Here is a 13,046-nt window from a genome sequence, read left to right as displayed (position 1 = left end):
TGCCTCTTTTTATTTTAAGCCTATGGAAACCTATATCATTGTCCTGCTTTGTATCGCTTCATTTTTTGCCGGTTTTGTCGATGCTATTGTCGGCGGCGGCGGTTTGATACAAACACCGGTCACGATGATATTAATGCCCAATCTATCGGTTGCGAGTATCATCGGTTCACTCAAAATTCCGGCGTTTAGCGGAACCAGTTTTGCCGCTTTCCAGTATTTGAAGAAAGTCGATATGAACTGGAAGCTGCTTTCCATTATGGCGGTTTTGGCTTTTTGTTCCGCTTTTTGTGGTTCGACATTACTTACGTTGGTCAGCAATGATTTTATGAAACCGTTGTTGTTCTTTATCTTGATAGGATTGGCGGTTTATACCTTCAAAAAGAAAAACTTCGGACAACAACAGGAAAAGGACCATTCGCTGAAAAAAGAACTGGCTTATGCGGTTATCATTAGTTTGCTGGTTGGTTTTTATGACGGATTTATTGGTCCGGGAACCGGAAGTTTTTTGGTCCTGGGTTTTGTTTCGATATTGGGTTACGATTTCCTGCATGCTTCCGCCAATGCCAAAATGGTGAATCTGGCAACCAACTTTGGGTCGATTTGCCTTTTCATATTGAAAGGAAAAATCATTTGGGCTTTTGCCATTCCGATGGCTTTCAGTAATGCTTTAGGCGGTTGGATTGGCGCCAAATTGGCCATAAAAAAAGGAAACAACTTTATCAGAAAGTTTTTCCTTTTTGTGGTGATATTGACATTAATCCGCTTTGGATACGATGTGTTTTTGAAATAATTACCATTCGCTGAAAACAATGCTGTCATTAATCAAAAGATGGTGAACACTTTCACTGCCTTTGCCAAATGGTGCCAATGGTGTCCAACTTTTAGTATAATACAAAGTAACCTTTTTACCGGTAAAATCTCTTTTGGATTTCTCCAAGTCAAAGCCGTTTTCTAATCCGCGATTGATATAATAAACAATCTCCTCGTTTTCCAATTCGAAAACCAAATCCTCAACACCACCTTCGCTAATGGATTTTACCGTTCCGGAAACCTTAGTCCAATTCTCATCGGCGGTGCAAATAGGAGCCAAAATGATTATAAAAAGAACAACAATAATTACAATAAAAAAGTAGCCTATTTTCTTCATGATTTCTGTTTTGGTATTAAGAAGAAAACGGATAAAATCACTTTTTATTATTCCAATACATTCAAAAATTTAAGCCCGAATACAACGCCATCGCCCTGATAACCATTTTGATACGAACGAACATAATCCACTCTCAGGAATTTGAATTTACCAAAACCAAGATTGTCCAAACCAACGGAAAACTCCTGGTATGGTTTTCTGTCGGGAACAGCTAAGTTGTGGAAACCAAGAACCAATTGCGATTGCAGGTATTTCAGTAATGGCAGTTTATTCATAAAATAGCCTTTGTCATTGTGCTCAATATGGGTTTCAAAATAACTGTCGTTGGTACTGGCCGAATAGTAAGGCAATAAGTTGAAAACATTGGTATAGCTGTCGCTTTGCCCAATGTGCGTTAGGTTGCCGTTGAAATGTTTGTAATCCACAAATGAAATATTGTCGGCATTAAAGAATTTCCCGGCTTTGAGATTCATTTGCATAAAACCTTTATTGCCTAAAGTAACATCATAAGTCACTCTTCCCATAACCAAATCGTATTCATAATTTTTATCGGTGGCAGCCATGGCTTTTTCATAACCTAAGGAAAGCGCCGGATAATCATCGTTCGGGATGTTGAATTTACCATCAGGTCTCGACCAGTATTTTTGCCCGAAATTAAAACGCATCAACACGTTGGCTTTAACCAGATTGTGTTTTTCAATCGCCGCTGAAGTCTCGTCAGTCGGATTAAGCGGATTATTGGACGTGTATGAATCGGTGTTTTTTATGATGGTAAAATCGGTCGTGTTGTACAACGGTTTTCTTTCTGAATATTCCACATTGGCATTCATATAAAAACCGTTTATTACTTCTCTTCCGAAGAATGCTGAAGCAAAATTCTTTTCATACAACTTCATGAAATTGTTTTTGAAAAACAAAGTGCTTACAGTGTTTACGACATTCGAAATCGGATTGGCCGAATTGAATTGATTCACAGAACTTCCTCCGTTAATCGTAAGGAAGCTGTTATTAATGTTGTTGAATTTATGCGAAAAATTGAATGTAGCCCTGAGTTTTTCTTCCGAAAAACCATAGTCAAATCGGGAACCGATCCGGGTGTAAGTTCGTTTCTCTTCATTGCGTTTGGTATAAGACAAACCGGCATTGATTCTATAGCCTTGAACGGTGTTAAAAGAAGTTGACATCAGCGGTCCATCATAGTCTATTGACCATTTTTTAAACGAATTTCTATAACTGTAACCGCTTAGGATATCCATTATTTTGAATTTGTTCCTTTTGGTATCGATAGAATCCAAATAGGTTTTTGATTTCTTTTTGGTTTGCAAAACGTCTTTTTTTACATAATCGGTAGTTTCCTCTTCGGTCAATGGCACCGGACGTATTGTACTCCAGAAAGTATCTTCTTTTTTATTGGCATTTTCCTCGAAAGACAGGATCTCGTTGGTAAAAGTTCTTTTCTCTATGGTCGGTTCAAATTCAAAATTCGAATACACATACGTAAACTTTCCGTTGACTTTAATGCTCAGCATTCCGGCGACAAAGTCAATGGTTTGGGTGTTTTTGACCCAAATTTTGTTGTTAGAATTATAACTGAAACTTTGTTTCAAACCGAGTTTGTCAATCGCAGGTGTTTGCATCTGACTGCCTTTGATGGACAAATCAACGGCATAAATAGAATAGGAGTCATCAACAATATAGATATAACCTTCCATAGCTGGTTCGGTATCGCGACGCGGAATGACTTTAATTTTGTTGATCTGCTGGCGGTTTTCAGTGAAAAATGAACCTTCAAATTTGTATTTATAATAATTGAAGGCATTATCGGCGATAGGTGAAACCACGTTGACTTCAAACGGCAGGTAGTTTTCATAGAAATCAAAATTGACCGAAGCAGCATTGTTAAAGCTAAAGCCGTTGTCGTTGCCGCTTACTTTGGAAGCCAAAATAACTTCCTTCATTTTATCGGGTTTTTGGAAGGTAATCTTTGAAACCGTTTCTGATAAATACAGAATGCCGCTGCGCGTGGAGTCAAGGACTTCATCAAAGAAATCGAATTTTTGTCCCAAGATGGTTTTTGGCGCATCTTTAATCCTAAAAATTCCGCGGGAATAAAAGTCGGCTTTGTATTTTCCGGTTTTGGCGGAATTCTCTTTTTTGTTCTGTATCGCTTTGCGGATGATTTCATTCGCCGGATTGTCCTTTGGATTGATGACCACTTCGTTTAGGATGAAGTTTTCTTCGGACATTACAATATCGAGTAAAACAGGCGTTTTATCGATGGTAACCGTTTGTCGGTTGGTTTTATAACCCAAATATTGAAAGATGACGGTATGCTTTCCGGGTGTTTTGATGTTCAATTCAAATTTCCCTTGATCGTTAGTGGTTGTTCCGTTATAAGTATTCTCCTGGAAGATGTTGACAAAAGGCAGCGGATTGCCTTTTTCGTCGGTGACTTTGCCTTTTACCTGGGACAAAGAGATTGCAGTAATGAATAGGAATAGGGCAGAAAGTAATTTTTTAACCATCGTTTTAATTTGTTGTTTGGCTGTTATAAAAAAGATTGTAATGCTAATTCGTAACTTTTTAAACCGAAACCGATGATTATTCCTTTTGCATTGGGAGAAATAAAAGATTGGTGTCGGAAAGTCTCTCTGGCAAATGTATTTGAAATGTGCACTTCGATAACCGGCGTTGTGATAGCTTTAACAGCATCACCAATCCCAACAGAAGTATGGGTGTAAGCTGCAGCATTTAATATAATACCATCATAACTAAAGCCAACTTCCTGAATTTTATCAATCAGTTCGCCTTCAATATTGCTTTGAAAATAGTTCAGGTCAAGCGAAGGGTATTTAGTTTTTAAGTTTTCGAAAAAGGATTCGAAAGTGGTGTTTCCGTATACTTCGGGTTCGCGTTTGCCTAATAGATTTAGGTTGGGCCCATTGATGATTGCTATTTTCATTGAAAGGATTTTAAGTAAAAATAAAAAACCGTTGCTGAATGAGCAACGGTTTTAGATTAAAGTTATGATTTTTTAAAATTTATATCCCACAGAGAGTTGAATTACCCTATTGGTAACATCAGCATTCCTTGATGCTTCTGTTAGTCCGGCGATGTAACGTGCCTGGAGAAAAACATGTTTTGTGACGTTTAGGCCTAATCCGCCTGCGACGCCAAAATCAAATGTTTCTCCTTCAAATTGATCTGAGACATCTTCGTTAACTAAAAAAGAAAATTGAGGACCAACATCCAAACTCAGCCTGTCACTGAGTATGTAAAACTTAACCAATACAGGCACCGTGATATAATTGTAATTGATATCGCTAAAGGCGTTGCTATCAATTTTTGTTCCTTGGGAAGAATAGACCACTTCGGGTTGAAGAGACAGGTTTCCCACTAGTTTTAATTCTAAGGTAGCTCCAAAATGGAAGCTGGTATAAGTCGAGCCGTTTAGATTGTCTCCTTCAAGATTAGAGAAGTTCGGACCGGCTTTTAAACCGAACTTTACCAATTGAGCATTCATTGTAGTTACGCTCATCAACAGTATTAATAAACCAATTGCTTTTTTCATAATAGATTTAATTTAGGTTATACATGTTGGAGAGAGATACATAAATAACGCCGTTTTTAGGTGTTTATTGTAACTTTAACTTTGTTTTAGGAAAATGAAGGCAGCGCAGATTGCACCCCATTTTGATGCGAAGGCTTATGTGGTATGGGTTTAAAATAAAAGAAGCCAACATTGCTGTTGACTTCTTTTAAGATTTTTTAAAATTTGTTTTTAAGTTAGTTTTCCCCAAATGCCCGGTAAAGACTTTCCTCTAATTTCGAAAAGTGCCTTAACCCAAAGCGGGAATAGTAACGGAACAATAATGAAACTCAATTTGTTGAATTCCCACGCCTTTTGAAATTCAAAATGGATAAAATGCATTATACCTCGGGTTAAGCCGCATGCGTAGCATTCGTATCCTGCTAACACTTTAGACAAGCAAATACTATTTCCTGTGTCAAAGTAATCAGCCGGCAATAAAATCAATATAAAAGGAGCTAAGATTGTAACCCAAACTCTGGTATAAAAAACAAATTTTTTAATCATTTAGTCTTAAAGGGTTTTGTCGTATCCTCCGTTTTTAGGACCTAAATCACCAGTGATGATTCTTACTAAGTCAATAAGAGCCCAGATACCACAACCACCAAGAGTCAATAACTGAACAATCCCTTGCCAAGTGTATCCTAGGTAAAATCTGTGGATACCTAAACCACCAACTAAAGCACATAAAACTAATGCAATAATTTGGCTTTTACCAGCACCAGCAGCAGCAGGTGAGCTTAATTCTTCCTTGTTTTTTTCAACAGCTGGAGCGTTAACTGAAGCTACAGTTGAAGTGTTTGATTGAACAGGAAAAGATGCATAAGAAGCTGTACCAGATACTAGCAATAATGCGATCATTGAGAGAAATAATTTTAATTTCATAATTAAAAAAGTTAGGGATTAATAAATTATATTTGCCAAATATATAAAAAAAGGGAAATGAAAAACAAATTAGCAGTTTTTTTTATTATGATTTCTATTACATCTTATTCACAAGCCAAATATGAGTTTTTTGGGGCGCTGAAATTGAATGGAGATGACAAAACTGTAATTACGTATCGTCTTGTTTTTACGGATGTTAAGGGAAATGTAAACGGCTATTCCATTACTGATATCGGAGGAGAACACGAAACAAAAAATACTATCGTTGGTCGATATAATTCAAAAACTAAGGAGTTTAGTTTTAATGAAGACCAAATTTCATACACTAAATCTACCTTTCAACGCAACTCATTCTGCTATGTTCACTACAAAGGGAAGCTAAAATTGGTTGAAGGAGTTCGAAAAATTGAAGGCGAATTCAATGGGCTTTTCAAAAATGGGAAGAAATGTATTAATGGTACACTTCTTTTGGTGAATTCAGAAAAAGTAACCCAAACTGCTGAAAAGTATAATAAAAAGATTCAGAAGTCCAATAAAGTTGATACTGCTACCAAAGAGAGTGTCAATTTGGTCAAGATGGTCGACAGTATGAAGGTGAATAATATTTCAAAAGATCAGAACCTAAATGTATTTGTAGGGGCTAACAAAATTCAAATTGAAATATGGGATGCCAAAACGGAAGACGGTGACCGAATCAACCTGTTTAAGAACAATACCGCAATCCTGAATGATTATGAAGTTACCAATAAAAAGAAGGTAATTGAAATCTCAATAGACAATGAAACCGAAGTTATCAAGCTGGAAGCAACCAGCGAAGGTGACAGAAAACCCAATACGGCTATGGTCAGAATTATCGATGGTGACCAAAATATTGATTTTACCACCAACCTCAAGAAGTGGGAAAAGGCCTCAATCATCCTGAATAAGAAATAAATAGAGTCCGACTGAATTTGAAAACAGCTTTTGAATTATAAGCAAAAATAGTTAATAAAGTTGTTAATAAGTGCAGTAAGCCCAATGGTGACGTGAAAAGTAATACTTATAATTTTGTTCATATTAATCTTTAAATTAAACAAACATGAAAAAAATTATTTTAACAGTTGCTGCAGTATTTGCTTTCGGCTTTGCTAACGCTCAAGACAAAAAAGAAAGTAAGGGTTCTGGTTTCTCTGAAGGAAGCATATTTGTTTCTGGTGCTTTTGGGATCAGTTCTTCTTCTCAGGATGAAGACAAAAGTACAAGCTTTGAAATTGAGCCTAAAGTAGGTTTCTTTGTAACGCCAAACATTGCGCTTGGAGCTAAATTAGGTTATGAGTCCTATAAAGCAGAAGATGCTTTTGGTGATACAGATGACGAAAATACTTTGTCAATAGGTGTTTTTGGTAGATATTATGCTACACCATCTAACCAATTCTCAATCTTTGGTCAGTTAGGTTTTGACTATATGTCAACTAACGACAAGATGTCTGAAGTTAAAACTAACGGATTTGGATTAGCATTCAAACCAGGTATTAGTTACTTCGTTTCTGATGCGTTTGCTATTGAAGCTACTTTTGGTGAGTTGTCTTATACTTCTGTTAAAGATGATACAGACGGAGCTGAAGCTAAAAATACATTTAGTTTAGGTCTTGACTTAAGAAGCATTAACTTCGGATTACTTTACAAATTCTAATTTGTAATTAATGAATACAAAACCACGCCTATGGCGTGGTTTTTTTTTGCCTTACATTTCGTTTATTTGTACTATGAATTGGAGTAGTTATATCAGGAGTTTTCAGTCTTACTTAAAAATTGAAAGAGGTTTGTCAAAGAATACCGTAGACAACTATACTTTTGATCTGGAGAGATTGTGTGCTTTTTTAGCTGAAAGCAATATCAATATTGCTCCTGAAAAGATAAACGAAGAAACCATTCAGCAATTTATCTACGCCATTTCCAAAGAAGTCAATGCGCGCTCTCAAGCCCGGATCATTTCCGGATTAAAGAGCTTCTTCTCCTATCTTATATTTGAAGACTTCCGCGCCGACAATCCGATGGAATTGATTGAAGCTCCAAAAATTGGCAGAAAATTACCCGACACACTTTCGGTTGAGGATATTGATCATTTGATTGGCGCCATCGATTTATCAACTCCCGAAGGCGAACGCAACAGAGCCATGCTTGAAACGCTATATGGTTGTGGTCTGCGGGTTTCAGAAATCATCACCTTAAAAATATCAGATTTGTTTTTTGATGAAGGTTTTATCAAAATTACCGGAAAAGGAAACAAACAGCGATTTGTTCCGATTGCCAATGCAACGCAGAGATATATTGAGCTTTATAAAGAGTCGGTTCGCAATCATTTGGCTATTGCCAAAGGATTTGAAGATACTTTGTTCTTAAACCGAAGAGGAAAGCAGCTTACAAGGGCAATGGTTTTTACCATTATAAAGGCTTTAGCAGTCAAAATCAATTTGGCCAAAAATATCAGCCCGCACACCCTAAGGCATTCCTTCGCTACTCATTTATTGGAAAATGGCGCAGATTTGCGTTCGATTCAAATGATGCTGGGCCACGAATCTATTACTACTACGGAGATTTATGTGCATCTCGACAGAAAACATTTAACACAAATCATCAATACATTTCATCCGAGAAAAAAATAGTTTGTCGGTTTTTTTAATTAATTTTGCAGAGTAAAGCAATAATCCCCAAATCTGTTTTAAAATGAAATTCAACAACGTATTTGTTGTAGATGATGACAAAGTGCACCACTTTATCATCAAAAAACTGCTTGAAAAAAACAATATTCAGGTAAACCCGTTTTTTTTTGAGAATGGTTTTGACGCCTTAAATGATTTAAAGACCAAGCTCAACAACGGCGAAAATCCTCCCGATTTAATTCTGTTAGACATTAATATGCCCGTTCTTGACGGCTGGCAATTTTTGGAAGAGTTCAACGAAATGAGAAAAGACATTTCAACAGAAGTGACTATTCATATCATCAGTTCATCAGACAATCAAATGAATATTGATAAGATTGAGGAATTTAAGAATGTCATCAAAGATTACTATGTCAAACCCATGACAAGTGATGCGATAAAAGATATATTTGAAGACTAAAAAAGGCGACCATTTGGTCGCCCTTTTTTATTGTATGCTTTTTTATTTAGCGATATTAACCGCTCTGGTTTCTCTGATTACCGTAATTTTTACTTGTCCCGGATAAGTCATCTCAGTTTGGATTTTTTGTGAAATTTCAAATGATAGGTTAGAAGCCATATCATCACTTACTTTTTCGCTTTCTACGATGACACGCAGTTCACGACCGGCTTGGATAGCATACGCATTTTTCACGCCGTTAAAGCCAAAGGCAATGTTTTCCAAGTCTTTTAATCTTTGGATATAAGAATCCAACACCTGACGTCTGGCACCTGGTCTGGCACCTGAAATCGCATCACACACCTGGATAATCGGAGAGATCAAATATTTCATTTCAATCTCATCGTGGTGCGCTCCAATCGCGTTACATACTTCTTCTTTTTCACCGTATTTCTCAGCCCATTGCATACCTAATAATGCGTGTGGTAAATCACTTTCAGTATCCGGTACTTTTCCGATATCGTGAAGTAAACCGGCACGTTTGGCCAATTTCACATTCAATCCTAATTCGGCCGCCATGATACCACAAAGTTTGGCAACTTCACGTGAGTGTTGCAATAAGTTTTGTCCGTATGACGAACGGTATTTCATTCTACCAACTACTTTGATCAATTCAGGGTGTAAACCGTGAATTCCTAGGTCGATAACCGTACGTTTACCCACTTCAATAATTTCATCGTCAATTTGCTTGGTTGTTTTGGCCACCACTTCTTCAATTCTCGCCGGGTGAATTCTGCCGTCAGTTACCAATTTGTGTAATGACAAACGGGCGATTTCTCTTCTCACCGGGTCAAAGCAAGATAAGATAATGGCTTCAGGCGTATCGTCAACGATGATTTCCACACCGGTGGCGGCTTCCAGCGCACGGATATTTCTTCCTTCACGACCAATGATTCTTCCTTTTACATCATCTGATTCGATGTTGAATACCGATACACAGTTTTCAACAGCTTCTTCAGTACCAACTCTTTGGATGGTATTGATGATTACTTTTTTGGCTTCTTGTTGTGCGGTTAATTTAGCTTCTTCAATAGTATCCTGAATGTGCGACATCGCTTTGGTTTTGGCTTCCGCTTTCAAGCTTTCAACCAATTGTTCGCGCGCATCTTCAGCAGATAAGCCTGAAATCACTTCCAGTTGTTCTACCTGGCTTTTGTGTAATTTTTCAAGCTCTTGTTGCTTTTTGTCTAACAATTCAATTTTACCATTGTATTCGTTAGTTTTAGCTTCGTAATCGTCGTTTATTTTTTTGGCTTTGGCCAATTCACTAGATACTTGTGATTCTTTGTCACGCGTTCTTTTCTCTACTTCAGCTATTTTTTTGTCTTTGTTCAGAATCTCTTTTTCGTGCTCTGATTTTAATTCTAAAAATTTCTCTTTGGCCTGAAGTAACTTGTCTTTTTTGATGTTTTCCGCCTCAATATTGGCATCTCTCAGAATGGTACTGGCTTCTTTTTTTGCATTTTTAACCATGTTGGAGACGTTGCTTTTCTCAAGGAATTTTGCAATTCCAAAACCTCCGCCAACTCCAGCGATTAACGCAATTATAATTAATGTAATTTCCATGTTTTGTTAGGGTTTATATATAAAAAAAGCCTACATTAGGTGAATGCATAAACTCGTAAAGACAAGTTTTGAGCTAACTCGTTGGTCAAGGATCCACGATAGAAGTGGCATGCTTTAGTAACGATGACTGGCTCATTCTAATTTGTTAGTGTTGAGTTTACCAATTAAAATCTAATGTAGGCGGTATTGTAATGTATGTTAAGAACGTTATTTTTTACCTTCGGTCAGTTCGTCTGCGCCTCGGGTGTCGAGATATTCGAACAACAAATCATTAATTTTTTTTAATTTTTCCAGAGTTTCCGAACCATCAATGGCATTGTCAACTTGCTTTTGTTCTACTTGCGAGGCAAACTGTAAAGCACACATGGCCAATACATCCTGTTTGTCGCGAACCGCGTAGTTTTCTTCGAATTGCTTAATCATCGCATCAATTTTTTTGGAAGCACTTCTCAGGCCTTCTTCTTGCGATAGGTCTACCGTCAACGGATAAACTCTGTCGGCTATTGATAACTTTATTTTAAGCTTTTCATCCATATTTTAGTCTGATAACTGTGCAATACAGTAATCTATCTCTCGGATTAATGAATTTATTTTAAGCTTTGTATCTCGTTTGTTTTCTTCACCGCCTAATAATGAATTGGCCATTTTGAGGGATTCACATTCCGATTTCAATGTTGTGATTTCGGCAGTTTGTTTCTGAATCAGGGCTGCAGCTTCTTGTAATTCTGTTCTTAATGCCATAGAATTTTTCTCCAAACTGTCTATTTTCATAAAAAGTTTTTCAATCCTATTTTCAACAGAATCAATTATTTCTGCAATTTCACTCATAAATTACTTTATTCATTACTTACTTTACAAAGTTAGGATTCTATTTTGTTTGCACAATATTTTTGACAATTATTTATTTCTATTTTTAAATGAAACCCTAATAATTTGTTTTTTAACAAGTTATAAATATAAAATTCAACTTGTAAATTTTAACTCACTTTTTCGTACCTTAGCTAAAACAACTTTTTGATGAAATACATTTGGTTTTTTTGCTGTTTCACCATTTTGGTTTTGGGCCAAAATCAGTATCCGAAGGACTATTTTCGTTCTCCTTTGGATATTCCTTTGCTGCTTTCCGGAAACTTTGGCGAAATGAGACCCAATCATTTTCATTCAGGTTTCGATTTTAAAACTCAAAAAAAAGAAGGTTTCAAAGTATATGCCGCTGCCGATGGCTATGTTTCCCGAATTAAAATCGCCGAAAACGGTTATGGTAAAGCCATTTACATCACACATCCAAATGGTTATACTACTGTCTATGGGCATTTGCAATCGGGTTATGGCGAAGTGGAAAAACTGATTAAGAAAGAGCAATACAAAGCCAAATTATATGAAATTGACGTCGCTTTTCCTCCCAATGAATTAAAGATAAAAAAAGATGATGTCATTGCCATTTCCGGAAATACCGGTGGTTCCGATGGTCCGCACCTGCATTTTGAAATTCGGGATACGCAATCTGAGAAAATTATCAATCCGCTGTATTTCGGTTTTGATTCGGTACTTACTGATTCCAAACGACCGGTTTTGAGCAATCTGATGGTTTATCCTTTAGATCAAAATTCAATTGTCAATCAATCCAAAAGACCAATAGTGGTTAGCATTTCTCAACAGGGAGACGGAAGTTACATCGCAGATAAAGTTTTGGCTTCGGGCAAAATTGGTTTCGGAATTACCGCTATCGATTATGATGATGTTTCGTGGAATGCCAATGGGATTTTCCGAGTGCAGACTTTTTTGAATGGGAAAAAGGATTTCAGTTACCAATTTGACACTTTTGCTTTTGATGAAACCCGTTATGTTAATGCATTGATTGACTACCATCGATACAAAAAAATGGGGCAGCGCGTTCAGAAACTGTTTGCGGAAAACCCTTATCCATTAAGCCTGATTCAACCCGGAACAAACAATGGAGTAATTACGGTGACTTCTAATTTAACCCAGAATTATAAAATTGAAATTGCCGATTTCAGTGAAAACCTCACCAGAATTTTTATTCCGGTGGAGTATTCTGCGTTGCCTGCCAAAGTGAATGAAGTGCCGATTACATCTAAATATTTAGTCAAAACCAACAAAGAAAATATTTTCTCATTGGAGAATGTGACTGTTACGATTCCGGCCAATGCTTTCCTCAAGGATTTTTATATGGATTTTGAAGTCAAAAACGGATTGTTGCATCTGCATGACGATTTGGAACCGGCTTTTGCCAATATGACGATCACTTTCGAAGACAGTTCGTCTTTTGAAAAAGACCGGCAGAAAATGTTTATCGGCTCTGTGGAAGGCAAAAAAATATATTATTACAATACTAAACGCAACAAAAATGCGTTTACTGTTTATTCCAAGTATTTGGGAGATTACAAACTGTTCAAAGACAATATGCCGCCGAAAATCAAAATTGATAAAAAAATTGGAGGCAAATGGATTAGCCAGCAAAGCGAATTGACATTCACGATAACCGATGATTTGTCAGGTATCAAAAGTTACGAAGGCACGCTCAACGGTAAATGGATTTTATTGGAATACGAACCGAAAACCAAAAAACTCATTCATCGCTTTTCCGATGGTATCGTAGCCGAAGGGAAAAATGATTTAAAAGTCGTCGTTAGGGATAATGTTGGAAATTCTACTATCTTTGAAACACAATTTTTTAGAAGTCAAAAACCTTAATCA

The 13,046-nt window shown here is 36.8% G+C and carries 15 protein-coding genes and 1 other RNA gene; 6 read left to right on the top strand and 10 right to left on the bottom strand.

Annotated elements, in window-relative coordinates:
• The first annotated feature begins 22 nt into the window (after nucleotides 1-22).
• On the top strand, nucleotides 23-790 hold the full coding sequence (locus P1K33_RS02700) for a sulfite exporter TauE/SafE family protein (RefSeq protein ID WP_284651321.1): 768 nt from the start codon (nucleotides 23-25) through the stop codon (nucleotides 788-790).
• Here P1K33_RS02700 and P1K33_RS02695 read toward each other — a convergent pair whose 3' ends face one another.
• From P1K33_RS02695 to P1K33_RS02675, 6 genes are all read right to left on the bottom strand, one after another.
• Nucleotides 791-1,147 carry a hypothetical protein gene (locus tag P1K33_RS02695; protein ID WP_284651320.1) on the bottom strand — a complete coding sequence of 119 codons (357 nt, stop codon included), beginning with the start codon at nucleotides 1,145-1,147 and terminating at the stop codon, nucleotides 791-793.
• Nucleotides 1,148-1,194: 47 nt separating this feature from the next.
• The gene (locus tag P1K33_RS02690; RefSeq protein ID WP_284651319.1) at nucleotides 1,195-3,672 is read right to left on the bottom strand and encodes a DUF5686 and carboxypeptidase regulatory-like domain-containing protein; all 2,478 of its coding nucleotides are present in this window, start codon (nucleotides 3,670-3,672) and stop codon (nucleotides 1,195-1,197) included.
• A gap of 23 nt (nucleotides 3,673-3,695) precedes the next feature.
• A complete protein-coding gene (gene aroQ, locus P1K33_RS02685) occupies nucleotides 3,696-4,109 on the bottom strand; it encodes a type II 3-dehydroquinate dehydratase (protein WP_284651318.1) in 414 nt (137 codons plus the stop codon).
• Nucleotides 4,110-4,181: 72 nt separating this feature from the next.
• Nucleotides 4,182-4,718 carry a porin family protein gene (locus tag P1K33_RS02680; RefSeq protein ID WP_284651317.1) on the bottom strand — a complete coding sequence of 179 codons (537 nt, stop codon included), beginning with the start codon at nucleotides 4,716-4,718 and terminating at the stop codon, nucleotides 4,182-4,184.
• A gap of 210 nt (nucleotides 4,719-4,928) precedes the next feature.
• Nucleotides 4,929-5,243: a DUF2752 domain-containing protein gene (locus P1K33_RS15350; protein ID WP_350028972.1), complete on the bottom strand. Its 315-nt coding sequence runs from the start codon at nucleotides 5,241-5,243 to the stop codon at nucleotides 4,929-4,931.
• Between the two features lie 6 nt (nucleotides 5,244-5,249).
• On the bottom strand, nucleotides 5,250-5,621 hold the full coding sequence (locus tag P1K33_RS02675; protein ID WP_284651316.1) for a TM2 domain-containing protein: 372 nt from the start codon (nucleotides 5,619-5,621) through the stop codon (nucleotides 5,250-5,252).
• Nucleotides 5,622-5,678: 57 nt separating this feature from the next.
• On the opposite strand from P1K33_RS02675, the gene P1K33_RS02670 reads away from it, so the two are divergent.
• The 4 genes from P1K33_RS02670 (at nucleotide 5,679) to P1K33_RS02655 (ending at nucleotide 8,723) form a co-directional block, all read left to right on the top strand.
• Nucleotides 5,679-6,554: a hypothetical protein gene (locus P1K33_RS02670; protein WP_284651314.1), complete on the top strand. Its 876-nt coding sequence runs from the start codon at nucleotides 5,679-5,681 to the stop codon at nucleotides 6,552-6,554.
• Between the two features lie 145 nt (nucleotides 6,555-6,699).
• The gene (locus P1K33_RS02665) at nucleotides 6,700-7,293 is read left to right on the top strand and encodes an outer membrane beta-barrel protein (protein ID WP_284651313.1); all 594 of its coding nucleotides are present in this window, start codon (nucleotides 6,700-6,702) and stop codon (nucleotides 7,291-7,293) included.
• Nucleotides 7,294-7,366: 73 nt separating this feature from the next.
• Nucleotides 7,367-8,266, top strand: a complete 900-nt coding sequence (xerD, locus tag P1K33_RS02660; protein WP_284651616.1) for a site-specific tyrosine recombinase XerD — start codon at nucleotides 7,367-7,369, stop codon at nucleotides 8,264-8,266.
• A 61-nt stretch (nucleotides 8,267-8,327) separates the two neighbouring features.
• Nucleotides 8,328-8,723 (top strand): response regulator, encoded by a 396-nt coding sequence (locus tag P1K33_RS02655; protein WP_284651312.1) that lies wholly within the window; start codon nucleotides 8,328-8,330, stop codon nucleotides 8,721-8,723.
• A gap of 42 nt (nucleotides 8,724-8,765) precedes the next feature.
• On the opposite strand, the gene rny is transcribed toward P1K33_RS02655, so the two are convergent.
• The 4 genes from rny to P1K33_RS02635 form a co-directional block, all read right to left on the bottom strand.
• Nucleotides 8,766-10,328 carry a ribonuclease Y gene (rny, locus tag P1K33_RS02650; protein WP_284651311.1) on the bottom strand — a complete coding sequence of 521 codons (1,563 nt, stop codon included), beginning with the start codon at nucleotides 10,326-10,328 and terminating at the stop codon, nucleotides 8,766-8,768.
• Nucleotides 10,329-10,377: 49 nt separating this feature from the next.
• Nucleotides 10,378-10,485: non-coding RNA, 6S RNA (gene ssrS / locus P1K33_RS02645), on the bottom strand.
• Between the two features lie 50 nt (nucleotides 10,486-10,535).
• Complete coding sequence (locus P1K33_RS02640; protein WP_284651310.1) at nucleotides 10,536-10,862, bottom strand: cell division protein ZapA; 327 nt, start codon at nucleotides 10,860-10,862, stop codon at nucleotides 10,536-10,538.
• Nucleotides 10,863-10,865: 3 nt separating this feature from the next.
• Complete coding sequence (locus P1K33_RS02635) at nucleotides 10,866-11,156, bottom strand: coiled-coil domain-containing protein (RefSeq protein ID WP_284651309.1); 291 nt, start codon at nucleotides 11,154-11,156, stop codon at nucleotides 10,866-10,868.
• Nucleotides 11,157-11,345: 189 nt separating this feature from the next.
• Here P1K33_RS02635 and P1K33_RS02630 point away from each other — a divergent pair, with 189 nt between their 5' ends.
• Complete coding sequence (locus tag P1K33_RS02630; protein WP_284651308.1) at nucleotides 11,346-13,043, top strand: M23 family metallopeptidase; 1,698 nt, start codon at nucleotides 11,346-11,348, stop codon at nucleotides 13,041-13,043.
• Nucleotides 13,044-13,046: the final 3 nt, after the last annotated feature.

This window comes from Flavobacterium terrisoli, from assembly GCF_030167905.1.
In the GTDB taxonomy this organism is placed as follows: Bacteria; Bacteroidota; Bacteroidia; order Flavobacteriales; family Flavobacteriaceae; genus Flavobacterium; species Flavobacterium terrisoli.
The sequence above is the reverse complement of the archived record's forward strand: the minus strand, read 5'-3'. Positions and strand labels throughout refer to the sequence as shown.